The organism is Carnobacterium sp. CP1 (assembly GCF_001483965.1).
Taxonomy (GTDB): domain Bacteria; phylum Bacillota; class Bacilli; order Lactobacillales; family Carnobacteriaceae; genus Carnobacterium_A; species Carnobacterium_A antarcticum.
Map to the genome: position 1 here is coordinate 2,116,996 of NZ_CP010796.1, position 23,678 is coordinate 2,140,673.

A 23,678-nucleotide genomic window follows, 5' to 3' on the forward strand; every position below is an offset into this window, starting at 1 on the left:
TAGGTTATTATTTCCCTTTTTTGTCGGTTTTCGCTAAAATTGAAAAAAAGGAGTTGCTATAAATGAATGAAGCAATGAAAGTAGAAAATATTAAAGAATACATGAAACCACTAGATGTTGAGGTATCGCAAAATTTTGTATACGGTTATACAGAACCAGGATTGCTATCTTCTTTTACTTATGGAGCATTAGCATCTTTTGTGGATATGAGTCACTTTTTACTGGTCTTTTCGCCAGAAGAAATTGTTTTGGTTGGTTTAACATTGATGGGTGACTTTGCAGACACCTATGTTCGTATTCCCCGGAAGGATATTGAACTATCTAAAGCAAAAAAAGGCTTGATCCAATATAAAATAGAATTAAAAGTTAAAGGAGATAAAAAGCTGAAGTTTAAGGCGAATAAAATGATAGCGGCTGCGAAATGGCAAAAGGGCAACATAGCTTTCCTTGAATCGAATAACTGGTATCAGCCATAAGAAATTCCATATGGATAAAAAAGAGCGATTGCTGTTACTGAGTGTATATAACTATATAAGTGATATTTTGCGATCTTCTCACTCGTTTTTTATTGAATTCAAAACCCGTTTTTTTAGAATAGATTTCGTTCAATATAATATATAATTGAAGTACATATAAAAGTCTTCATTTTCTAACTAAGGAAAGGGCTGAGTGGTGTGAGTGATCGCGAAAAACAACAAAAATACAATCGAGAAAACAATATATCTGGTTCGATGTACGCAAGAGTAAATGTCGGACAAAATGCGGATAAAAATAAGCTTGATAGTGCAAAAATGTCTCATACTGGCGGCAGTATGAACAATAAAGATGAAAGAGTAATAGATAATAATTCTCTTACTTATACTGTTTTGTATTATGTAATAGGATTTTTAGTTTCTTTTGTGATTGGCTTTATTCTTTTTCGATTATTTCATAACTATTTTTATAATGAAGGAATAAATGAATTGCTGCCATCTTTGTTATTAATCAGTATATCTCTTATAAGCGGGTTCTTGAGTTCAAGACTTGTTCTAAAAAAGATGAAGTAACAGGAATTGTTTTTTTGGATTTATAGTGGAATGACAACAATACTTTTATACGTACTAAAATCGTATATGAAAAAAGCTGGACCAAATTAATTTGGTTCAACTTTTTTTGGTTACAACTATTCGCAGCAATTTTATTGTTACAATTAGTTTTAGAGAATGTAAATTTAAAGAAGCGGGAGTTATGGTAGAAATGACTAGGGATTATGTTTTATTAGCAGTATTAGCTCTAATGGCAGTATTAACAGTAAGTTTTTTAACATTAGGAATTTGGTTGTATTTGAAGGAACGAAGAATTAAGAAAAATAGCATTAACCATATACTAGGGGAAGTGGTTAATTACTCATATAACCAATCACGGGCACCGGTCGTAGAATATGAAGTCAACGGTAAAAATTATAAAACCGCTTTGCGCTATTCAGTAGTCATAACAACTTCATCTACTTTTAAACCTATAAAATCAAAGGTAAAAGGCGATATACTAGACACGAAATTGAGAATTAGAAATAATTCTGCAGCTTCTATCAATATGACCATGCAAGAAGCCTTTCCACTAGGAAGTTATATGAACGTTTATTACAATCCTGATAAGCCAAAAGAGTCTTTTGTTGAGCGTTTTGCACCAAGTTATATAGGGCTGGTATTTATGTTTGCTTCAATTATTCCTCTATGTGGTATTGTTTTGATTACTCTTTTTTCCTGAATAGAGATAAAAAAAGTGCTCAGACTTTTCAAAAGCCTGAGCACTTTTTTAAGCATTTTCTATATTAGTTTGAATGGCAGCTTTTTTATCTTGCGCTGCATGCATTTTAACCATTACGAAACGGGCAAATGGCTGAATAATAACACTCTCGAAAAATAGAGCGAGCAAGAAATTACGAGGCCAAGCGTTGATAAAGTGAGTAAAGCTATCGGCTGATAAACCATTTCCGAAAATATCTCCAATAATCGTCATCGTAAAGGACATTCCCAATACTGTAAAAAGCGTGCGGAACATAATACGAGCAGCAAAGCCGTCTGTTGGTGAAATAAATTTAGAAGATATAAATTCTGCCCAGCGGCCGATTGCTAGTGGCTCAATAATCATAACGATAACCCAAATAATAGGTAGTGCGACTAACATGGTCATTGCAACATCTTTGTTGAATTCTCCAGCTGCAATGATCATGTTGATGGAGCCCATTACTAATACTGATAAAGTTACGATAATTGTGCCATATAAAAAGCCCTCTTTACCGTTTTTTGGTAATCTGTTTTCTTGTTGCATAATTATTTTTCTTCCTTTCGAAATCCATATTTGAGACCGACGCTAAATAGATAAGCAAATACAGCGATGAATAATATGCCAATAATAAATTACGCTATGGAGCGAATAAATGTCAGACATATCCATAAGCTGCATTAAATGCAAGTTGTACTGAAGATGTACCCAGTTTAATAAATGCAATAGTAAAGGGCTGCTTTTACGCAGCCCCAATTTTTATATTAACAAAGTCTATAAATGGGCTCTGTCTAATTTAATTGTTCACTTTTAAGATACTTGGCAATAATGCGGCAACTGTTTTTAAAGGTTTTGCGGATTTTTGCGTTAAACAAAGCATCATTGCGCCTTCGATTGAAGCTGTCAGCAATAGTGCCATAGCAGAAGCTGATTCATCTGAATAACCATTTGTTAACAGCTTCTTGCAGTAAAGGTGTTGAAGATTTTCATATAGAGCATTACAAGCAGTGCGGACCGGTTCACTCATCGTGGCCATTTCACTAACAATGCTGCTAAATGTATAGCCGATAATAGTGCCATTCTGTTCAAAGCTGTGAACCAACTTATCGATCATTGAGAGTATAGCGTCCTCAGCTGATGGGTATCGATTAAAAATAGCTTCGATATCTGTGGTGATGGCTTCATTCAAACCTTGCAAACAAGTAATCAATAATTCTTCTTTTCCATTTGGAAAATGATGATAGAGAGCTCCTTTTGTAACATTACAGGCTTTTAAAATCTCGTTAAGACCGACATTTTTATAGCCTTTTTGCTGAAAAAGGGACGTAGCAGTATCAATTAATAGCGATTTTGTATTCATATTTGATGTATTTCTCCTAACATACCAACGGGTCTGTTTGTTAGTATAGCAAACCTTTGCCCAAAAACATAGCTTTAAATTGAAAAAATTAAAACTAAATGAAAGCTTAACTGGCAAGGCATACGCCTTGTTTTAAAAAATTGGTTCAGAGACTTAGGAGAAATTTTTGTTTAGCCAATGATTAAGAACGCAACCATTTTGTCCATACTTCAGTTGTCTGAGTTCTAATAGAAAAAAATTTAAAAAATTATTCTATTTAAACCAACTTGTTTTGTATTACAAGGGATTATTAGTTTCGTGATGTAGCTTACTCTATTTCGAAAAGATTCACCATCTTAAAAAAATTTAAAAGAACCTTTTATTAGTTAAAAACAAAAGGGTTGACAGTTAACGATTACAGATGTAAACTAAGTATAGAATTAAACGACTACGGATGTAAACGAAAAGAGGGTCTTAAATGACAACGAAAGTAAAAACAACGATTACTGAAGCTGAATGGGAAGTAATGCGGGTTGCATGGACAGCTGAAACGGTTACGAGCAAAGAAATCGTGGCTGTATTAAAAGACAAAATGAATTGGAAACCAGCTACGATCAAAACATTGATAGGAAGACTGGTTGAAAAAGGATTATTAGCCACTGAACCAGTGGGGAATAAATTTATTTACACACCTACTGTTAGTGAAGAAGATAGTGTTAAAAACGTGACACTGGATGTGTTTTCACAAATGTGCAATAAAAAGGTTGGCACAACGCTTGCCAATTTATTGGCAGAAGCAACCTTGAGCCATGAAGACGTGAGATTGTTAGAAGAAGTTTTAGCTCAGAAAAAGAAGGAAGCTGTAGATGAAGTAGCATGTAATTGTGCTCCTGGCCAATGCAATTGCTAGTAGTAAGAAAAAAATAAGGAGGAGAGAGTATGACTCATAAAACATTTACGATTGAAGGCATGACGTGTGCTTCGTGTGCACAAACGGTTGAAAAAGCTGCTAAAAAATTACCAGGCGTTCAAGAAGCCAATGTCAATTTAGCGACTGAAAAGTTGACCATTGATTATGATCAAGCAAACCTGTCTGAAAAAGATATCCAAGCGGCAGTGGCTGATGCTGGCTATCAAACCATGAGCCCCGATGTACAAAAAACATTCAATATTGAAGGAATGACATGTGCTTCGTGTGCACAGACGGTTGAAAAAGCTGTTGGGAAATTGTCTGGAGTTTCAACGGTCAGTGTAAACTTAGCAACTGAAAAGATGCAGATCCATTATGATCCGGCAACCGTTACAGCTTCCAGCATTACCCAAGCAGTAGCGGATGCAGGTTATGAGGCTGTCGAAGAAGTTGATTCTGCAAATGAAGCAGATGAGCACCAAGATAAGAAAGCGGTCTACATTCAAAGCATTTGGAAGAGATTTTGGGTTTCTGCTCTTTTTACAGTTCCGTTATTGTACATTTCAATGGGACATATGTTGGGAGCACCTCTTCCTGAATTCCTGAACCCTGCAATGAATCCTGGTGTATTTGCCATTGCCCAACTTATTTTGACCTTGCCAGTTATCTTTTTAGGGAAAAAATTCTTTACAGTTGGTTTCAGAGCGTTATTTAAAGGCCACCCGAATATGGATTCATTAGTAGCTTTAGGAACCAGTGCAGCATTTATTTATAGTGCAGGAGCAACTGTCGGAGTTTTTATGGGACATCCTGATTACGCGATGGAACTATATTACGAATCAGCTGCAGTTATTTTAACGCTAATCACCTTAGGGAAATACATTGAAGCACTTTCGATGGGGAAAACTTCTGAAGCAATAAAAAAATTAATGGGCCTAGCTCCTAAAACTGCCCGTGTTATCCGCAATGGACAAGAAGTTGAACTGGCGGTTGCAGATGTCCAAGTCGGCGATAGCATCGTTGTTAAACCTGGCGAGAAAATGCCGGTGGATGGAACGGTCACTGAAGGAACAACTTCGGTTGATGAAGCGATGCTGACGGGAGAAAGCATGCCTATCGAAAAAAATAAAGGCGACAATATCATTGGAGGCAGCATTAATACTAATGGGACGATTCAGTACGAAGCGACTAAAGTTGGGAAAGATACGGCTTTAGCACAAATCATCAAATTAGTAGAGGATGCACAAGGTTCAAAAGCGCCGATAGCTAAATTAGCTGACACGATTTCGGGTTACTTTGTTCCAATCGTCATTGGCTTAGCATTGCTTTCCGGTTTAACGTGGTTTGTCGCAGGACAATCTGGCATCTTTGCTTTAACGATCATTATTTCGGTTTTAGTGATTGCTTGTCCATGTGCGCTAGGACTAGCAACGCCTACAGCGATCATGGTAGGAACTGGAAAAGGCGCTGAACATGGCGTCTTGATCAAAAGCGGCGTAGCACTTGAAGCAACTCATCAAGTTCAAACAGTTGTCTTTGATAAAACGGGAACGATCACAGAAGGCAAACCTAAAGTAACGGACATCATCACTACGAATGGATTTCTTAAAGATGACTTGTTGCTGCTAGCTGCTTCAGCTGAAAAAGGATCAGAACATCCGCTTGGCGAAGCCATTGTCAATGCGGCAGAAGAGCAAAAGATGACCTTATTGAAGACGCATGATTTTAGTGCAGTTCCAGGACATGGAATCGAAGGAACGATAAATGATCAGTTTGTTTTATTAGGAAATAAAAAATTAATGGAGGAACGCTCTATCTCATTGGGAACGTTGATCACTGTTTCAGATGAATTGGCGGGCCAAGGAAAAACGCCTATGTATGTGGCGGTTGACGGTCAATTGGCTGGCATCATCGCCGTTGCAGATACGATCAAAGAAAACAGTAGAATGGCCATTGAGAAGTTGCATCGCATGGGATTAGAAGTAGCGATGATTACGGGCGACAATACCCGGACTGCTGATGCGATTGCCAAACAAGTCGGAATCGACCGCGTATTAAGCGAAGTTTTACCAGAAGAAAAAGCAAACGAAGTGAAGAAATTGCAAGCAGAGGGCAAAAAAGTTGCGATGGTAGGAGACGGGATCAATGATGCACCGGCTTTAGCACAAGCTGATATCGGAATTGCTATTGGTTCGGGAACAGATGTTGCCATTGAATCAGCGGATATTGTTTTAATGAGAAGCGATTTGATGGATGTTCCAACGGCAATTGAATTGAGTAAAGCAACAATCAAAAATATCAAAGAAAATCTGTTTTGGGCATTTGCTTACAATACACTGGGCATTCCTGTCGCAATGGGGATCTTGTTCCTGTTTGGTGGTCCTTTATTGAACCCGATGCTTGCCGGAGCAGCGATGAGTTTTAGTTCCATATCGGTTTTATTGAATGCTTTGCGGTTGAAACGATTTAAACCATCTTCAATGTAAATAGAAAAAAGCAAGACCACTAAATTTAAAGGAGACAGATAAAATGAAAAAAGAATTAACGATTGAAGGCATGAAATGTGAAGGCTGTGCCAGTACGGTTGCTGAAAAGTTTCAAGCAGTAGACGGCGTTGAACGCGTGATGATCGATTTAGACAGTAAGACGGCTACGGTAGAAAGCCAAAAAGACATCAATGAATCGGTATTTCAAGAAGCGCTGGCTGATACGAAATATAAAGTTGTAGAAACAGCAAACTAATGTAGTGAAAAAACGAAAAAAAACAGCTGCTGATTAAATTGGCGGCTGTTTTTCTTTTTAATCTATTTTAACCTTTAGTTTCTCTTTTTTTAGTAATGATAGGAGTGAAATCGGCATAAAATAAAAAATATAGGCGCCTGAACCCTTTTGAGTACCTTAAAGCTATTAAATGTCTATTGATAAGGTAGGCAAACTCCTTTTTAGTACCTTAAGTCTTTTAAATTGCTATCGATAAGGTAGGCAAGCACACTATATGCGCTTCTATGGATTTTTGAGATGATTTTTGCATTCTAAGTGTCGCCAGCATAGTAAAAAAAGTTGACTTCCATATCGTTATTCAGTATGCTTTGTTTATCAAATTCAAATTGTGAGGGATCATTATGGAAAAGCAGTCAGCAATCCAGAATCAACTACAATTAAATAATTATTACTTTAGCTATCTTAGATGCTGTTTGTAGAAATGATTACTCATGGATGCAAACAACTAACAACTTTGTTTGTATCTATAATGGCTAGAGCTCTTTGAGTTTGATGAATTATGCCACATAGATGAAATTTAAAATCTAGGTGGTTATCACGTAACTTTTATACTAAAACGTCTTTTTGTTAAGCGAAGACGAAACACCCACCTAGATTTTATACAAAATCTAAGTGGGTGTTTTTTATTGGTTAGAAAAGCAAGTTATTATTAACTGCTTATCCAAAAAAGAAGTGCTGATGGACTTTTAGTTTGGGTAAGCACAAAAATAGGAGGAAGAAGAAATGAAAAATGGAAAAAGAATAAACAATAAGCTGGCTGGTTTAGCTATAGCACTCATTGCCACATTGAGTTTGGCGGCATGCGGCAATTCAGCAGACAGCAAAGAAGATGAAGTAGTACATGTAGGCATATTGCAATTTATGGAACATGGTCCATTAACATCTGCACGAGAAGGGTTTCTAAGCGAACTGGCAGAAGCTGGTTACGTTGAAGGAGAAAATTTAGTGGTTGATTACCAAAATGCCCAAGGAGACCAAGCGAATCTGCAAAGTATGAGCAATCAATTAGCGGGAGAAAATGACGTGATTTTGGCTATCGCAACCCCAGCGGCTCAAACATTAGCTAATCTGACTAGTCAAGATCCTATTTTATTTACGGCTATCACTGATCCTGTCGATGCCGGTTTAGTGGAAAGCAATGACGTTCCAGGTACGAACCTTACAGGAACAAGCGACATGGTGCCTATTGAAGACCAAGTTTCTTTGTTGCTGTCTCTCACACCTGATGCTCAAACGATTGGCATTATTTACAATTCCAGTGAACCCAATTCTAAGATCCAAGCCGATTTAGCACAGAAAGCTCTTGAAGCTGCTGGAGTAAAGGTTAAAGTATCAACCGTTACAACAACGAACGATGTTCAACAAGTTATGACCACGCTTGCTGAAGAAGTTGACGGAGTTTACATTCCAACAGACAACACTTTGACCAGCACGATGCCGACTGTCAGCGAGATTGCAAAAGAATACGACTTGCCAGTAGTTCCAGGTTCAGCTGGAATGGTAGAATCTGGAGGATTGGCAACTTACGGTATCAAATACGAAGATTTAGGACGTCAAACGGCTCGGATGGCATTGGAAATAATTGAGAATGGGAAAAACCCAGCTGAAATGCCAGTAGAAACCTCAGATCATTTAGAATTGTTTATCAATGAAGAAACGGCGGAATCGCTTGGCATCGATCCTTCTAGCATTACCATGCCAGAAACAGCTGATTAAAATAAGCAGCTCACTTTATTATAGGGTAATTTAAAATTCAAATTTTTCTTCTAGTCTAATCCGTTAACTAAAATTAAAACCATATATTAGCGAATATTTTAAACGGATGTTTGAGAACGAGCGATTTTTCCGCGTAGCCGCAAACCAAGGGTGACCGCGATGATAGCTTTGATGATATCCCCGGGAATAAAGACAAACATTCCCATTTGGAAAATCTGGAAAACCGATAAATTAACTCCCAGGTATCCTGTTAAGATGAGGGCCATGTATGGAAGCCCAATGAGATAGAAAATTAATGAGCCTGCCAGAACAGCTAGTGAAACAGTTTTAATAGTAAACCGATACTGTTCTAAAATAAAGGCGATGACGTAAGCTCCAGCTGCAAAACCAAAAACAAAACCGAAACTTGGACTGAGGAAAGACTGAAATCCGCTTGTGATAAGAATCAAAATAATATGCAAACCTTGTGCGACAACAGCATTCCTCTTTGAGAGCAGTAATCCAGTCAATAAAGCAACTAACGTTTGCAACGTTAAAGGGATAGGGCCAAGAGGAATACTGATAAATCCGCTAATAAAGGTTAAGGCAGCCATAATGCTGCAATAGGTGAGATCCCTTGTACTCATTTTCATTTTTGGTTCTCCTTGTTAAACGGACGTTTGATGGTTATTTCACCATAAGACAAAGTACGCTGCTCGCCATTTTCCATCTTAACGATTAGGCCGCCTTGTTGATCAATATCGATTGGAATAGCTTCAAACTCTTGTTTTCCTTGTCTAAAGTCGATTTTTTTCCCAAAGACAAAGCAACGTTCTTTGTAAGCTTCAAGGTACTCTCTTGTTTCAATCTGTTGATAAATATGGTGAAATTGATTTGTGATTTCAGCAATCAATTCATTACGAGTTATTTCCGGGTTTTCTGTGGACAACAAACTCCCTGCAATAGATTGTAATTCAGCTGGGAATCCTTCAAGCGGCATTCTGAAATTTAAACCGATTCCTAGAATAATCGTTTCGATCGTTCCATTTTCAAAATTTGTGACGGCTTCAGTTAAAACACCAGAAATTTTATAACCGTCTAAGTAAATATCGTTCACCCATTTGATTTTTGGTTTCTTTTTGGTTACTTTTTCAATCGCCAAACAAACGGCGACGGCCGCAGCAGTTGTGATCAAAGTTGCATCCATTGTAGTCATCTGTGGTTTTAGAATAAGACTCATGTAAATGCCTGTTTTAGGCGGAGAATAGAAAAATCTTCCTAGTCGTCCTTTTCCTTTTGTCTGCTCTTCGGTTAAGACAATTGCTTCTGTATTTGCTTGTTCAACGATTATTTTCTTTGCTTCATTATTAGTCGATTCGGTGGTTTTAAAAATATGAAAAGGGCGTTCTTTTAGTTCCGGCAGCAAGAAAGGGCGTATCGCTTCAGCAGATAAAAGATCAGAAGATGCCGAAAGACAATACCCTTTATTCGTTATCGCTTCGATTGCATAACCTTCTTCTTTCAATAAATTGATGGCTTTCCAAATGGAAGTCCGGGAAATTTTCAAGGTATCCGCTAATTCTTGTCCAGAAATAGCGGTGCCTTTATTTTTTTCTAAAAAAGCTAATACGCGTTGTTTTGTTGTCATATCATTCACCTCTGTAGTTTCTATAATGAAAGTGTAATAGGTAAAGGGTGCGTTGTCAACCTAATTTTTTGTATGGTTAACAATGAGGGAGGTTCTAGCTGTTGTTGGACTAATAGTCATTAAATTGAAGTTTTTTATACTTTTAAACGAAACCGCGAAACAACTAGCTCAGTATCCATTATTTTTCAAACTCAATATGTTAAAATTAATGTGAAACTGCTAAAATTTAGTTAAACAAGGTATACCAGCTATTTCCTTCAACTATTCGTGCGGCAGGGTAACGAGATTATATAGTGCAATACTGTTAAAACTTTCATTAGTTCTTCCAAACATTCCCGTTGATTCGGATAGTTTAGGGAGTCAAGATACTTGAAAGAGTACGTGTTAAATACGATTAACTGCCTGCCAAAATAAGAAGTATAATAAATGATCAATAAAAAAGAAAGATAGGGGATTTTTTAATGGACATGAAAGAATTTATAGCTTTTTGCAAGAACGGTTACCCAATTCCAGATAAAGACGAAGAATTGGAGGAACTAGCAGCTCAATGCAGTGATGAAGCTCAAAAAATTACCATGGCATTGAATACATCCTATCATTCACAAAAAGAAATCGTAGATATTTTCAGCGAACTGACAGGCAGCAAAGTCGATTCGTCTTTTGTCTGTAATCCGCCGTTTTACACGAATTTTGGTAAGAATATCACTATTGGAAAAAACGTATTTTTCAATATAGGTTGTTCCTTTCAAGATAGAGGCGGAATTAGGATAGGAAATGGCACCTTGATAGGTATGAATGTCACGATTGCTACACTTAACCATGGTTTATCTTTAGAAACAAGGAACACAACTTATCCTTCTCCAGTTGCTATTGGAGAAAATGTTTGGATCGGATCCAACTCAACCATCCTGCCGGGCGTCACAATTGGAAACGGCTCAGTTATTGCTGCAGGAGCAGTTGTTTCTAAAGACGTTCCAGAGAATACGGTTGTTGCAGGAGTACCAGCAAAAGCGATTAAAAAAATCAATAATGAAACAAAGTAAACAAATATATCTAAAGAGGAGGCGGGAAATAATGGAAAACAAAGAAAGACCGCATATTTTTTATGGGCAGCTAGACAACCCTGATTGGCCGCTTTATTTAGCTGCTACAGCAGAAGGGCTCTGTTTTATCGGCTCTTTAGATGAAGGATTTGACGAGTTAACAAAATGGGCTGGAAAATATACCCCTTATGCCTTATTAGAAGAGAACGAAGGCGAGTTAGCAGCATACGCTAAACAATTGCAAGAGTATTTCAAAGGGGAAAGAAGCCAGTTTGAATTGCCGATCGATACAACTGGAACTGCATTTCAACAAGAAGTATGGGCAGCATTAATGGAGTTGCCGTATGGCGCAACGACTTCATATGGAGAAATAGCCAGCAGGATCAATAAGCCTGGTTCTTCTCGGGCTGTCGGAACGGCTATTGGGAAAAACCCTGTTTTAATCGTTGTTCCTTGTCATCGAGTAATCCACAAAAATGGTGGGATTTCAGGGTATAGAGGAAAGCTGCCAATGAAGAAAAAACTATTAGAATTGGAAGCAGTAAGGAGGAATTGATACAGGTCGTCTATTCTTCTTGACTAATTAAAAATAGTCTTTATACTAATAATTAATTGCACAAATCGATTGTTTTCTAGGGTTCCGCAATCAACTGATTGGCCTGGTCCGAGAGAAAACGCACAGTTTTACTGTGTCACGGAGGGACAAAAGCCCGGGAGTAACTGGTAACCAGTTTACTTTCGGGCTTTTTATTTTGCAATAAATGAGGAAGGAGAAGTTTTAATATGAATAAGCAGTGGGGAAAAGTATTGTTAGGCGCTGTTTGTGAAGTGCTATGGGTGATTGGTTTAAACCATGCTGCTAATATTTGGGCATGGCTAGGAACACTTCTTGCAATAATACTTAGTTTTTATTTGATTATTGCAGCAAGCCAATACATTCCAGTCGGAACAGTATATGCTGTCTTCGTTGGTTTAGGAACAGCAGGAACGGTTTTTTCTGAAATCATTTTCTTTAATGAACCTTTAAATATCAGTAAATTACTGCTGATTTTTCTTTTACTGGCAGGCGTTATAGGATTGAAGTTAGTGACCGAACAAAAAACTGAAAAAGGAGAGGTTTCGTAATGGCGTGGCTTTCATTAATTGCAGGCGGATTATTTGAAATAGTGGGTGTCATGATGATCAATCGACTAAACCAACACCGCAATTGGCAATCGTTAGTTTTATTAGCAGCAGGTTTTGGAGTAAGTTTCTTCTTCCTTTCATATGCGATGAAAACCATTCCTATGGGAACAGCTTACGCTATTTGGACAGGGATAGGAGCATCCGGTGGGGCTATACTAGGAATGTTGCTGTATGGCGAATCAAAAGATTGGAAAAGAATTCTTTTTATAGCAATGGTTTTAGTCGCAACGATCGGGTTAAAACTTGTCTCATGATAAAGAAATAATCACAAAAGTTGATTGAGAGAACCCTTCTCAGTCAGCTTTTTTGCTGTTCACGTTATGATCAGACAAGCTGAATTTTTGCTTAATGAAGCTAAATCCTTTAGATTAAAATAGATAAGAGAAACAGATAAAACAAGCAGAACTTCTAAAGGAGGAACGTTTTATGTATAAAGATTTAGAGGGAAAAGTTGCAGTCGTTACTGGAGGCTCTAAGGGAATAGGAAATGCCATTGCTAGGCGTTTATCAGAAGAAAAAATGTCCGTTGTCATCAATTACCACAGCGATAAAGAAGGTGCCGAAGAGACGGTTGCTGATTTGAAAAAATTAGGCGGCGAAGCAGTTGCGGTACAAGCAGATGTGGGAACTGAAGAAGGAGTAGACAGTTTATTGAAAGCAGCTTTGGAAAATTTTGGTGGTTTAGATTTATGGGTCAATAATGCTGGAATGGAGAATCAATCTCCCACCCATGAATTGAAATTGGAGGATTGGAACAAAGTATTGAACGTCAATTTAACAGGAGTATTCTTAGGTTCTAAAGCCGCTTTAAACCACTATTTAGAAAAAAATAAAAAGGGCAACATTATTAACCTATCTTCTGTTCATGAACGGATTCCTTGGCCGACATTTGCGCATTATTCAGCAAGTAAAGGCGGAGTGAAGTTGTTTAATGAAACAATCGCTTTAGAATATGCACATAAAGGCATTCGAGTGAACAGCATTGCACCAGGGGCTATCAACACGCCCATTAATGCTGAAAAATTTGAAGATCCAGAGAAAAAAGAAAGTACTTTAGAGATGATTCCGATGAATACCATCGGAAAACCAGAAGAAGTAGCTGCGGCCGCTGCTTGGTTAGCTTCTGCAGAATCAAGTTACGTAACGGGCACGACATTATTTGTGGATGGTGGAATGTCGCTTTACCCATCATTTGAAGAAGGAAAAGGTTGAGCAGTTAATCAAACGGATAGTGCCAGCCAAAGAACCATTTAAGAAGGAGAAGAACAAATGGATAAATTTATGAAAAGAGCAGTAGAACTTGCAGCAGCAAATGTTCGCAATGGAGGCCAGCCGTTTGGAGCGGTGTTGGTAAAAGAGAATGAAATCGTCGCTGAAGGTGTGAATGAGCTGCATAACACTTATGATATCAGTGGACATGCTGAAATGCTGGCTATTCGTAAAGCTCAGTCAGAGCTTCAAACCCATGATTTATCGGACTATACGATATATGCCAGCGGAGAGCCGTGCCCAATGTGTTTAGCAGCGATGTATTTATCTGGTATGAAGCAAGGATATTATTGCGCATCGGTTGAGACAGCTGCTGAAACTGGCCTAGGCGCCTCTCAAGCAATTTATGCAGATTTTAAAAAACCAAAATCAGAACGAAAACTTTCGATGAAGCAGATACCATTAGAAGAAGGCCAGGAAAACCCAATGGAAATTTGGCAAAATAAACAGTAGGAACCGTTTATTTAAGAATTTTAAACAGATTGAAGAATAAGTACCGTTTAAGTCTATTTTAGATTTAAACGGTACTTTACTGTTGTGTTTTAAATCTTAAAAAAGAGAAAATTAAGTTAAACTAAATAAAAAGGTTGCATTGCAAATAAAATTAAGTTATGCTTTAAAACGTAATCGTTACGATTTGTGACGCAAGTTTTTGGAATTTCCTTGTTTCACTACATAGATTATGGTCCATAAAAATAGAATGGTTTAAGATGGGGAGGAATTAGAACATGAAGAAAAAATTAACTTATTTAGTTTTGACTTTATTTGGGGCGGTCTTATTGATTGCCGGGTGCGGGAAATCAGGAAATTCAGCTAATGAAGAAGATTCTGGCAAATTAAAAGTCGTTACGACTTTTTATCCAATGTATGATTTCACAAAAAATGTAGCGCAAGAGAATGCAGTTGTTTCTTTGCTTGTTCCAGCAGGAACAGAAGTACACGACTTCGAACCGAGTGCCAAAATGATAGCACAAATTGAGAATGCTGATGTTTTTGTTTACAACAGTGATGAAATGGAAACTTGGGTACCCAGTGTACTGAAATCGATTGACACAAGCAAAACAGTTATTGTGAATGCAAGCGAAGGTATTGATTTGATCCATAACGAAGCAGATGCCGATGAGCACGATGAGGAACACGAACATGAAGGAGAAGAACATTCTCATGCTGTCGATCCTCATGTCTGGTTAGACCCAGTATTAGCACAAGCAGAAGTAACAAATATCCAAAAGGGTCTTGCAGAAGCTGACCCTGATAATAGCGATGCTTATGCAGCTAATGCAGAAACTTATCAACAAAAGTTAGAAGATTTAAATCAAGAATTTGTATCGGCTTTTGAAAATGCGACAAAACGTTCTTTTGTGACGCAGCATGCAGCTTTTGCTTACTTAGCAAAACGCTACGACTTAACTCAGATTTCCGTCTCAGGGTTATCCTCTGATGCAGAGCCTAGTCCAGCCAAATTAGCAGAACTATCTGATTTTGTAACTGAAAATAAGGTTGATTACATTTATTTTGAAGATAATGCATCCTCTAAAATTGCAGAAACATTAGCAGATGAAGTTGATGTCGAGTTGCTGGTATTAAGTCCGATTGAAGGCGTTACGCAAAAAGAACAAGATGCAGGAATAGACTACATTCATGTGATGCAAGATAATCTTAATGCCTTAAAGAAAAGTATTCAGTAATAGCAAAACAAGTCGACTATTTTAACACTTCCAAGGTCAACTTGTTTAAAAGGAAAACAGTGAATGCTAAAAATAATAGACGGGAAAAACAACAATAACAAAATGGTCTATATCTAAAAACAAATGATTGGCAACCTATATTAAATAGGAGGTTAATCGTTTGTTTTTTTTCTGTTTTCTGTTTTTTAAAATAACCACTAAATAAATGGTTGATGTCTATTGGTTTTTGCATCCTTTTTAAAATAAACGCTAAATACTATTTTTTTTAAAGGTGTTGAGAAATTTCCCGCAATAAGAGAATTTTATCTATACATGAAAGGTTTATCTATTCATTCAGATAAGATTGTTAAGGTTAAAATAAAGTGGTATATTTCATTCGTGGAAGCGCTTCAAATAAATAAGAGGAGATGAAGTGAAGATGATGCAAAAGTTACAGAGGTTTGGTGGTGCAATGTTTACGCCAGTTTTATTATTTGCTTTTTCAGGAATAATATTGTCCATCGCTATTATGATGCAAAATTCAATGATCGTTGGAGGAATAGCAGCAGATGGAACATTTTGGTCGAATTTGTGGGCTGTAATCGAAAATGGAGCATGGACAGTATTTAATCAAATGGAATTGTTATTTGTAATAGGACTGCCTTTGGGATTAGCTAAGAAAGCTAATGGTAGAGCGGCTCTGGAATCTTTAGTTGTTTATATGACATTCAATAATTTTGTTAGTAAAATCATTGAATTAATGGGAACAACATTTGGCGTAGATTTTAATCAAGAAGTAGGCGGCGCAAGCGGCTTAAAACTAATTGCTGGAATAAAGACATTAGATACTAACCTGATTGGTGCCATTTTGATTGCTGCAATTGTGGTTTGGATACACAATCGATTTTTTGAAACTAAATTACCAGATTGGTTAGGTATTTTCCAAGGGTCTTCCTTAGTCGTTATCATTGGCTTTTTCATAATGTTGCCAGTAGCATTTATGACTGCATGGATTTGGCCAGTAATTCAAAGCGGCATTGTTTCATTGCAAGGGTCTTTAGCAAGTTCTGGAACTCTGGGAGTTGGTATTTATGTCTTCTTGGAAAGACTATTGATTCCTACTGGACTTCATCACTTTATTTATCAACCTTTTATTTATGGGCCGGCAGTATTAGAAGGCGGGATCACAGCAAACTGGTTACAAAATTTAAATGAGATCGCTTCATCTACAGCACCTATTAAAGAGCTGTTTCCAGCTGGAGGGTTTGCTCTTCATAATGCTTCTAAATTGTTTGCGCCACTTGGCATATCGGCCGCTTTTTATGCAACAGCGAAACCAGAAAAAAGAAAGAAAATACTAGCGTTACTGATTCCAACAGCTTTGACAGCAGTGTTGGCAGGGATTACAGAACCGTTTGAATTTACATTCTTGTTCCTTGCTCCTCAATTATTTTTCGTACATGCAGTATTAGCAGGTGCTTTGGGAGCAACACTTTATTCGTTAGGAGTTGTTGGAGATATCGGCAGTGGATTAATAGCGGTGGTAAGCCAATATATTATACCCATGTCTCTAAACCATGTAAGTACTATTATTTTATTAATTGTGGTCGGTTTAATCTTCAGCTTGATTTATTTTGTAGTGTTTCGTTTTGCCATTCTTAAATTCGATATAAAAACGCCCGGCAGAGAAGTGGACGAAGAAGTTAAGATGTACAGCAAAAAAGAATACCGGGATCGTCAAGCTGCGAATAAAGAAAAGAAACCGGCAACAGCTAAAGGCGGTGCCTATGCTTCAAGCGCTGCTCATTATTTAGAAGGATTAGGCGGAGCAAGCAACATCGTTGATGTAAATAACTGTGCAACAAGATTAAGAATAACAGTAAACGATGAAACACTAGTAAAAAGTGATGCTTATTTTAAAGAAGGCGGCGCTCATGGGTTAGTAAGAAAAGGGAAAGCTTTCCAAGTTATTATCGGTTTGGACGTGCCTCAAGTAAGAGAAGCTTTTGAAAATCAGCTTACTATTGAAGGGAGTGATTTAGCCGCTACTGTTGAATAAAGTATGTAATAAATAAAACCAAAACAAAAGAAAAGGGGAAATAAAAATGACATTAAAAAAACAATCACTACTTATAGCAGGCGGAGGAAGTACATTTACGCCAGGAATCATTATGATGTTATTAGAAAACCTAGATAAATTTCCTATTCGTCAAATTAAATTTTTTGATAATGATGAAGAGCGACAAAAAGAAATTGCTGATGCTTGTGAGATCATTTTACAAGAACGTGCTCCGGAAATTACATTTTTAGCTACAACAGATCCAGAAACAGCATTTACAGACGTAGATTTTGTTATGGCACATATTAGAGTAGGAAAATATGCAATGCGTGAACAAGATGAAAAAATTCCATTGAAATATGGAGTCATCGGCCAAGAAACATGCGGTCCTGGCGGAATCTCTTATGGAATGCGCTCAATTGGCGGAGTTCTGGAACTGATAGATTACATGGAGTTATATTCACCTGATGCTTGGATGTTAAATTATTCTAACCCAGCAGCAATAGTAGCTGAAGCTACTCGTAAACTAAGACCGACTGCTAAAATCATTAATATTTGTGATATGCCTGTAGGAATTGAACACCGAATGTCGGAAATATTAGGTTTGCAATCACGAAAAGACATGACAGTACGGTACTATGGCTTAAATCATTTTGGCTGGTGGACGGATATTCGTGACAAAGACGGCAATGACTTGATGCCGAAAATCAAAGAACATGTAGCCGAACATGGCTATGTGACACCAAATGAATTAGTTGGTCGGCCAGGAGAAGAAATTGAGCCAAGCTGGATGCATACTTATGGTAAGGCTAAAGAAGTATATCCTTTAGACCCGAAAACACTGCCAAATACGTATTTAAAATATTACTTTTTCCCTCAAGACGAAGTTGCGCTAGCTGATCCAGAGCACACACGCGCTAATGAAGTAATGGAACATCGTGAGAAGTCCGTATTTTCAGAATGTAATCGCATTGCTAATATTCAAACAGCTGAAGATGCAAAATTAGAAACAGATGACCATGCTTCTTACATCGTTGACTTAGCACGTGCTATTGCTTATAACACGAAAGAAAGAATGCTTTTGATCGTTCCTAATGATGGAGCTCTTTCTAATTTTGACCCTACAGCAATGGTAGAGATTCCATGTATTGTAGGATCAAATGGTCCTGAGCCATTAGCGCAAGGCGAAATTCCACGTTTCCAAAAAGGTCTGATGGAACAGCAAGTAGCTGTTGAGAAACTGGTTGTAGAAGCTTGGGCAGAAGGTTCTTACCAAAAATTGTGGCAAGCTCTTATTCTTTCAAGAACTGTTCCAAACGCAAGAGTTGCAAAACAACTCTTAGATGATTTAATTGAAGCAAACCAAGGTTACTGGCCTGAGCTAAAAGATTCCGTGAAGGTAACGGTGCCTATGGTATAATCATAATAAGATGTAAAAAATAGAGAAATTTTGATTTCTCTATTTTTTTCGCTTTATTATTTTTATAAGGAGAGATCAATAGTGGATTTAGAAGCTTTAATTAACCAGCATTATCGTGAATTGAATGAAAGCGATTTACAGATACTGTCTTACATCATTCAAAATAAAGAGAAGTGCAAAGGAATGACCATTATTGCCTTAGCTCAAGAAACCTTAACCTCTAAATCTACCATTTCCAGACTCGTAAAAAAAATTGGGTTCTCTGGGTATAGCGAGTTTAAATATAGTTTGAAAAATGAAACAAAAAAAGAATTGGATCAAACTGTTTCAAACTTTAGCGATACACAAAAAGAAGATATCACCAATACACTAAAGTTGTTCAACCAAACAAATTGTGAACCGATAATCAAAAAGATTCACCAGGCTGAAAGGATTTTTTGTTACGGTACTGGCTGGGGGCAAAGAGATGTTCTTTCGGATTTAAGAAGAAGTTTGATCGTAGTAGAAAAATTTCCCATTGTTCTTTCTTCGAAAAAAGAATTAGAGATAGCTTCAAAAGTAACATTTACTAAAGGTGATTTGCTGATTGTGGTGTCTTTAAGCGGAGACATTCAAGAAGTGAAAAATGAAATGAATGTTTTGACTCTTAATGGTATTGATATTCTATCCATCACTAGTCTGAAGAACAATAGTTTAGCTTCATTAGCTACCTATAATTTATATTTTCAAAGCACGCCTGCTTTATTAAATGGAATAGAAATTTTTTCATTTTTACCAGTTTTTATTTTAACCGATTCCTTGATTAGAGAATACATCAAATTTTATCAAACGGGTAAGTTATAAATGAAGGAGACGATTACTTTCTCCGAATCAGATAGGCTGAAAAAGTAAGCTCCATTGATAAAAAAAGGAGGAGATCATTTTTTATATGCTAGCGTTAAAAAAGAAAAACATAACATTGTGGATATTGTGTTCAATTGTATTGGTTTTTTTACTGCTCAGTTGTTTATATGAACCGCTAGTATCAAAACTTCTCACGATTCGGGTAGATAAGACAATGATAAATGGAGCATTAAGCTATCCGCCTTTTACCCCTCTTGAAGTTCCGCCATTTGGTACGGACATTCTAGGATTTACGATCTTCGCTAAAGTCATTCAGGGATTTAAATACACTTTTTTTATTGGTTTGTTGTTAAGTAGCGCTCAAATATTAATCAGTTTATTTTTAAGTATTCTGACCCTTTATAAGTTAGGATCAGCGTTGTTGCCTATCTTTTCGTATTTGGATAAGCTGTTTACATTGATTCCTAAGCCCTTTTTATTACTGCTTTTAATTGGACCCTATTACCATGCCTTACTATTTAGTGCAGAGGACGTTCAACCGGCAGCTAACCTGGAGTTTATGCTGATTCAACTGCTTATTTTATTTCTTGTCGGGCTTCCAAATTTAGTTAAACTTTACCATGCTGAATTAACCTTTCTTTTCAAACAAGATTTTGCCCTTGCCAGTCAAACGCTAGGCAGTTCTAAACTTAGATCGGTTAGGTATTCTTTTAAACCACAATTAATAGAACTTACATTAAATTTGTTTTTCAAAGTCCTAACGCAAAATTTATCTCTTTTTATCTACTTAGCTTATTTTCAATTGTATCTAGGCGGTTCATTGGTAACGCAGTTAGACGCAAGCACCAACTACACTGTAACCATATCTAACGAATGGAGCGGATTGATTGGGCAGAATATTAATCGACTAGCCAGTACTCCTTGGACAGTCCTCGTTCCGTTAGCTTTTTATATTGGTCTAGTTTTCTTGCTTAATGGAATCAAACGAGCTTTAATTGGAGGGATGCAAAATCATTCTATTTAGAAAGATTATAAAGCAATCCATTTCACTCATTACACTACCTGCTGGTATTGTTTTACTGGTTTGTTTAAGTTATTCATTGCCTTTCAGTATGAGAAAACCAGGTTTATTTCTGGATACAGTTAAAGAAACCGTTGCGCAAATCTTTACATATCGTAATTTTTCCGAGTTATCCACAAGTTATCAACAGGTCAATGGCAACTACACATTGAAATTGGTCAGTGCAAGTCTGGGGATAACCTTATTTTCATTAATTGTGTATAGTTATTATTTTCCGAGGCTGAAGAATAAATCGATTATGAGACTCATAAGGTATTTGGAAGATATTGAGAGTTTGCCCGTTGTTGGCATAGTGCTTTTTGTCCATTGGTTCAGTGTGATCATCTATAAAGCAACTTCCATCTATCTATTTAAAACAGTTGGCACGCCTAGAGAGCCAGCGATAGTCGTCCCATTAATTATATTGAGTATTTTCCCCATTGTATTTTTAATCAAATATATGACTCCATATATCAAAGATGTTTACCGTTCCAATTATTTTATTTTCGCAAAATCACTGGGATATCCTAAATGCAAATTATTTTTTTCCTATGTTATCCCCAACTTATTAACATTTTTAGAAAGCATTATGAAATTTATTTATTTAGAAATGATCTCAGTGATGCTTTTTATTGAGATTCAATTCAATACAGGCGGACTATTGACCGGTCTAAGAAATACGCAAATCATACCTTCTGATCACAGCCCGCAAATAATGGTCATTAACTATTTGTTTTTATTGTTGATTCCATATCTTTTTATGAGTATTTTATTTAAAATGGTCAAGATTTTTAGCCAGCCGATTAAACAAGATTGAGGAGAGGTGTTCAAATGCAAAGAATAGTTATTGTAGGACCATCAGGATCTGGCAAATCTACCCTTGGTAAAACTTTGTCGGATAAATTAGATATTCCAGTCACACATTTAGACTCGCTCTTTTTTAAAGCTGGTTGGGTCGAAATCGAAAAAAAGGAATTAGTAGAAAAAGTCACACATCTTATTTCAACTAATGAAAAGTGGATCATTGAAGGCAATTATTCCTCTACATTTCCCATACGGTTACAACATTGTGATCAAGTTATTTTTCTTGATTATCCTCGCTCTCTTTATTTGTTCAGAGCGATTAAACGTTCTTTTAAATACTATGGGCGTACTCGTCCTGATATGGCAGAAGGGTGCTTTGAACGTTTCGATTTTTCTTTTTTTAAATATGTTTGGAATTTTCCTAAAAGGCGAAAAAATTTGCTGGCTATTTTGAATGAACACAGCAAAGACAAAAATAATATAGTGATCTTAAAGAATACCAAAGAACTAAACCAGTATCTTGATACAATTAATTAATGAATTTGAATGTAAAAATTGATTTAGAGATACTAACTGTATTGAACTTTGTTGGATCATACGGAAACTTGTTAACAATATGTGGATAAACCAGCTTACTTATCCACATATTGGGGATAAGTATTAAATTTTAGTTTGGGATAAAGGTTCTTTTCTGCATTATTTCTGTCTTTAGGGCAGGGCAAGTTTGTCCCAAAAAGTGAAAATGAGACAAACTATCGCAAAAATATGTCGGTTTTGTCCTAACAGAGTCAAAATGGGACGAGCTACCGCAAAAATATATATTTATTTTAAATAAAGGTGCCAGCTATCGATCTTCCATTGTAATCATTAATAATTCAGTTTTTTTAGAAAACCAGAAAAAACTCGTTTTTCTTTAAAAAGCAGCTATTTTGACGTAATATGAACTAGACTAGTTACTTATAAAAAATCAGGAGGCTAACAATGAATTCGAATTACAATAAATTATTTGAACCTTTCACATTTGCATCAGGTGTAACTATAGATAACCGTGTCATGATGGCGCCGATGACTACCAATTCAGCTTTTGAAAACGGTATGGTGACGACCGATGAATTGTTGTATTACAAACGCAGATCAGCTGGCTTAGGTGCAGTGATCACTTCTTGTGCACAAGTGATGGAAAACGGGAAATTTGCCGGGTCATTTAGTGCAGCTTCTGACAATCGAATTGAAAGTCTTTCGAAATTAGCCAAGACGATACAGAGTACAGGGGCTAAAGCGATTTTACAAATTTTCCATGTCGGACGGATGGGCACAAGCAGCACACTTAGAGGAGAACAACCGGTAAGTGCTAGTGCGGTACCGGCGCTTAGAGATTTTGCAGAAACACCAAGAGCGTTATCGGATCAAGAAGTCCGTGAGCTAATAAAAGCATATGGCGAAGCAACGAGAAGAGCTATTCAAGCTGGTTTTGATGGTGTTGAACTTCATGGAGCAAATACCTATCTCATACAACAATTTTTCTCTCCGCATTCGAACCGCAGAGACGACCATTGGGGAGGCACACGTGAAAAACGGATGAATTTTCCGCTTGCAGTTGTACAAGCAGCAAAAGAAGCTGTTAAAACCTATGCTGAAAAACCTTTTATTTTAGGGTACCGGATATCCCCAGAAGAAATGGAAGAACCAGGTATTACGCTTGCGGATACGTTGGAATTGCTGGAAAAACTTAAAACGCAAGGGCTGGACTATTTCCATGTTTCAGTTGGCAACGTAATGCAAGGACCCATGCGCGATAAAAAGAATAAGAAACCGGTCATTCAAATCATTCAAGAAAAAGTTGGAAAGGATATTCCAATCATTGGTGTTGGGTTGATCCAAACCCCGGATGAGGCAATTGATGCGTTGGCATTAGGTATTCCGCTTATCGCCATTGGGCGTGAAGCAATTGTAGAGCCGGATTGGATCAAAAAAGTCAGAGAAGGAAATGAAAAATTTATTCGTACTGAAATTCGTCCCCAAGATAGAGCAGATTTAATGCTGCCGGATGCTATGTGGGAATACGTAGAAAGCAGACCGGGTTGGCTTCCGATTGTTGAAGACTAGTGCCGTGGGTGTCTTTCCTTTAGGGCTTTCCAGTTTCTTTATGCTAAAATAACATTAAGAGTTAAATACAATTTTTAAAAGGGGG

The 23,678-nt window shown here is 37.0% G+C and carries 25 protein-coding genes and 1 riboswitch; of the genes, 21 read left to right on the forward strand and 4 right to left on the reverse strand.

Features of this window, described 5'->3' with window-relative positions:
• Positions 1 to 62 precede the first annotated feature (62 nt).
• The 3 genes from NY10_RS10010 to NY10_RS10020 all read left to right on the forward strand — a co-directional run bounded on the left by NY10_RS10010 (position 63) and on the right by NY10_RS10020 (position 1,746).
• Positions 63 to 476, forward strand: a complete 414-nt coding sequence (locus tag NY10_RS10010) for a hypothetical protein (RefSeq protein WP_058919812.1) — start codon at positions 63 to 65, stop codon at positions 474 to 476.
• A gap of 198 nt (positions 477 to 674) precedes the next feature.
• A complete protein-coding gene (locus NY10_RS10015; protein ID WP_058919813.1) occupies positions 675 to 1,046 on the forward strand; it encodes a hypothetical protein in 372 nt (123 codons plus the stop codon).
• Positions 1,047 to 1,227: 181 nt separating this feature from the next.
• On the forward strand, positions 1,228 to 1,746 hold the full coding sequence (locus NY10_RS10020) for a DUF3592 domain-containing protein (protein ID WP_058919814.1): 519 nt from the start codon (positions 1,228 to 1,230) through the stop codon (positions 1,744 to 1,746).
• 48 nt (positions 1,747 to 1,794) lie between these two features.
• On the opposite strand, the gene NY10_RS10025 is transcribed toward NY10_RS10020, so the two are convergent.
• Both NY10_RS10025 and NY10_RS10030 read right to left on the reverse strand, forming a co-directional pair.
• Positions 1,795 to 2,310, reverse strand: a complete 516-nt coding sequence (locus NY10_RS10025; protein ID WP_058919815.1) for a DUF2798 domain-containing protein — start codon at positions 2,308 to 2,310, stop codon at positions 1,795 to 1,797.
• A 250-nt stretch (positions 2,311 to 2,560) separates the two neighbouring features.
• Entirely contained in the window at positions 2,561 to 3,124 is a 564-nt protein-coding gene (locus tag NY10_RS10030) for a TetR/AcrR family transcriptional regulator (protein ID WP_058919816.1), read from the reverse strand.
• 457 nt (positions 3,125 to 3,581) lie between these two features.
• On the opposite strand from NY10_RS10030, the gene NY10_RS10035 reads away from it, so the two are divergent.
• The 4 genes from NY10_RS10035 to NY10_RS10050 all read left to right on the forward strand — a co-directional run bounded on the left by NY10_RS10035 (position 3,582) and on the right by NY10_RS10050 (position 8,510).
• Positions 3,582 to 4,013, forward strand: a complete 432-nt coding sequence (locus tag NY10_RS10035) for a CopY/TcrY family copper transport repressor (RefSeq protein ID WP_058919817.1) — start codon at positions 3,582 to 3,584, stop codon at positions 4,011 to 4,013.
• Positions 4,014 to 4,042: 29 nt separating this feature from the next.
• Positions 4,043 to 6,499 (forward strand): heavy metal translocating P-type ATPase, encoded by a 2,457-nt coding sequence (locus NY10_RS10040; RefSeq protein WP_058919818.1) that lies wholly within the window; start codon positions 4,043 to 4,045, stop codon positions 6,497 to 6,499.
• A 43-nt stretch (positions 6,500 to 6,542) separates the two neighbouring features.
• Entirely contained in the window at positions 6,543 to 6,755 is a 213-nt protein-coding gene (locus NY10_RS10045) for a heavy-metal-associated domain-containing protein (RefSeq protein WP_058919819.1), read from the forward strand.
• A 762-nt stretch (positions 6,756 to 7,517) separates the two neighbouring features.
• The gene (locus NY10_RS10050) at positions 7,518 to 8,510 is read left to right on the forward strand and encodes an ABC transporter substrate-binding protein (RefSeq protein WP_058919820.1); all 993 of its coding nucleotides are present in this window, start codon (positions 7,518 to 7,520) and stop codon (positions 8,508 to 8,510) included.
• Between the two features lie 98 nt (positions 8,511 to 8,608).
• Here NY10_RS10050 and NY10_RS10055 read toward each other — a convergent pair whose 3' ends face one another.
• Positions 8,609 to 9,142 carry a biotin transporter BioY gene (locus tag NY10_RS10055; RefSeq protein ID WP_231726732.1) on the reverse strand — a complete coding sequence of 178 codons (534 nt, stop codon included), beginning with the start codon at positions 9,140 to 9,142 and terminating at the stop codon, positions 8,609 to 8,611.
• Positions 9,139 to 10,137, reverse strand: a complete 999-nt coding sequence (locus tag NY10_RS10060) for a biotin--[acetyl-CoA-carboxylase] ligase (RefSeq protein WP_058919821.1) — start codon at positions 10,135 to 10,137, stop codon at positions 9,139 to 9,141. The genes NY10_RS10055 and NY10_RS10060 overlap by 4 nt, the downstream gene beginning before the upstream one ends.
• Before the next feature lie 461 nt (positions 10,138 to 10,598).
• On the opposite strand from NY10_RS10060, the gene NY10_RS10065 reads away from it, so the two are divergent.
• The 14 genes from NY10_RS10065 to NY10_RS10130 all read left to right on the forward strand — a co-directional run bounded on the left by NY10_RS10065 (position 10,599) and on the right by NY10_RS10130 (position 23,593).
• Positions 10,599 to 11,180 carry a sugar O-acetyltransferase gene (locus tag NY10_RS10065; RefSeq protein ID WP_058919822.1) on the forward strand — a complete coding sequence of 194 codons (582 nt, stop codon included), beginning with the start codon at positions 10,599 to 10,601 and terminating at the stop codon, positions 11,178 to 11,180.
• A gap of 31 nt (positions 11,181 to 11,211) precedes the next feature.
• Positions 11,212 to 11,736 (forward strand): methylated-DNA--[protein]-cysteine S-methyltransferase, encoded by a 525-nt coding sequence (locus NY10_RS10070; protein ID WP_058919823.1) that lies wholly within the window; start codon positions 11,212 to 11,214, stop codon positions 11,734 to 11,736.
• A gap of 65 nt (positions 11,737 to 11,801) precedes the next feature.
• Positions 11,802 to 11,899: riboswitch (guanidine-I (ykkC/yxkD leader) on the forward strand.
• 64 nt (positions 11,900 to 11,963) lie between these two features.
• Complete coding sequence (locus NY10_RS10075; RefSeq protein WP_058919824.1) at positions 11,964 to 12,305, forward strand: DMT family transporter; 342 nt, start codon at positions 11,964 to 11,966, stop codon at positions 12,303 to 12,305.
• A complete protein-coding gene (locus tag NY10_RS10080; RefSeq protein ID WP_058919825.1) occupies positions 12,305 to 12,619 on the forward strand; it encodes a DMT family transporter in 315 nt (104 codons plus the stop codon). The genes NY10_RS10075 and NY10_RS10080 overlap by 1 nt, the downstream gene beginning before the upstream one ends.
• 172 nt (positions 12,620 to 12,791) lie before the next feature.
• Positions 12,792 to 13,577, forward strand: a complete 786-nt coding sequence (locus NY10_RS10085) for a glucose-1-dehydrogenase (RefSeq protein ID WP_058919826.1) — start codon at positions 12,792 to 12,794, stop codon at positions 13,575 to 13,577.
• A gap of 57 nt (positions 13,578 to 13,634) precedes the next feature.
• On the forward strand, positions 13,635 to 14,087 hold the full coding sequence (locus NY10_RS10090) for a nucleoside deaminase (protein WP_058919827.1): 453 nt from the start codon (positions 13,635 to 13,637) through the stop codon (positions 14,085 to 14,087).
• Positions 14,088 to 14,362: 275 nt separating this feature from the next.
• Complete coding sequence (locus tag NY10_RS10095) at positions 14,363 to 15,322, forward strand: metal ABC transporter substrate-binding protein (RefSeq protein ID WP_058919828.1); 960 nt, start codon at positions 14,363 to 14,365, stop codon at positions 15,320 to 15,322.
• A 418-nt stretch (positions 15,323 to 15,740) separates the two neighbouring features.
• A complete protein-coding gene (locus tag NY10_RS10100; RefSeq protein ID WP_058919829.1) occupies positions 15,741 to 17,360 on the forward strand; it encodes an alpha-glucoside-specific PTS transporter subunit IIBC in 1,620 nt (539 codons plus the stop codon).
• A gap of 46 nt (positions 17,361 to 17,406) precedes the next feature.
• The gene (locus NY10_RS10105) at positions 17,407 to 18,780 is read left to right on the forward strand and encodes a 6-phospho-alpha-glucosidase (protein WP_058919830.1); all 1,374 of its coding nucleotides are present in this window, start codon (positions 17,407 to 17,409) and stop codon (positions 18,778 to 18,780) included.
• Between the two features lie 81 nt (positions 18,781 to 18,861).
• The gene (locus NY10_RS10110) at positions 18,862 to 19,623 is read left to right on the forward strand and encodes a MurR/RpiR family transcriptional regulator (protein ID WP_058919831.1); all 762 of its coding nucleotides are present in this window, start codon (positions 18,862 to 18,864) and stop codon (positions 19,621 to 19,623) included.
• A 214-nt stretch (positions 19,624 to 19,837) separates the two neighbouring features.
• On the forward strand, positions 19,838 to 20,647 hold the full coding sequence (locus NY10_RS10115; RefSeq protein ID WP_231726733.1) for a peptide ABC transporter permease: 810 nt from the start codon (positions 19,838 to 19,840) through the stop codon (positions 20,645 to 20,647).
• Between the two features lie 295 nt (positions 20,648 to 20,942).
• Complete coding sequence (locus NY10_RS10120; RefSeq protein WP_231726734.1) at positions 20,943 to 21,500, forward strand: peptide transporter; 558 nt, start codon at positions 20,943 to 20,945, stop codon at positions 21,498 to 21,500.
• Positions 21,501 to 21,514: 14 nt separating this feature from the next.
• Entirely contained in the window at positions 21,515 to 22,024 is a 510-nt protein-coding gene (locus tag NY10_RS10125) for a P-loop NTPase family protein (protein ID WP_058919833.1), read from the forward strand.
• Positions 22,025 to 22,468: 444 nt separating this feature from the next.
• Positions 22,469 to 23,593: an NADH-dependent flavin oxidoreductase gene (locus NY10_RS10130; protein WP_058919834.1), complete on the forward strand. Its 1,125-nt coding sequence runs from the start codon at positions 22,469 to 22,471 to the stop codon at positions 23,591 to 23,593.
• The last annotated feature ends 85 nt before the right edge of the window (positions 23,594 to 23,678 follow it).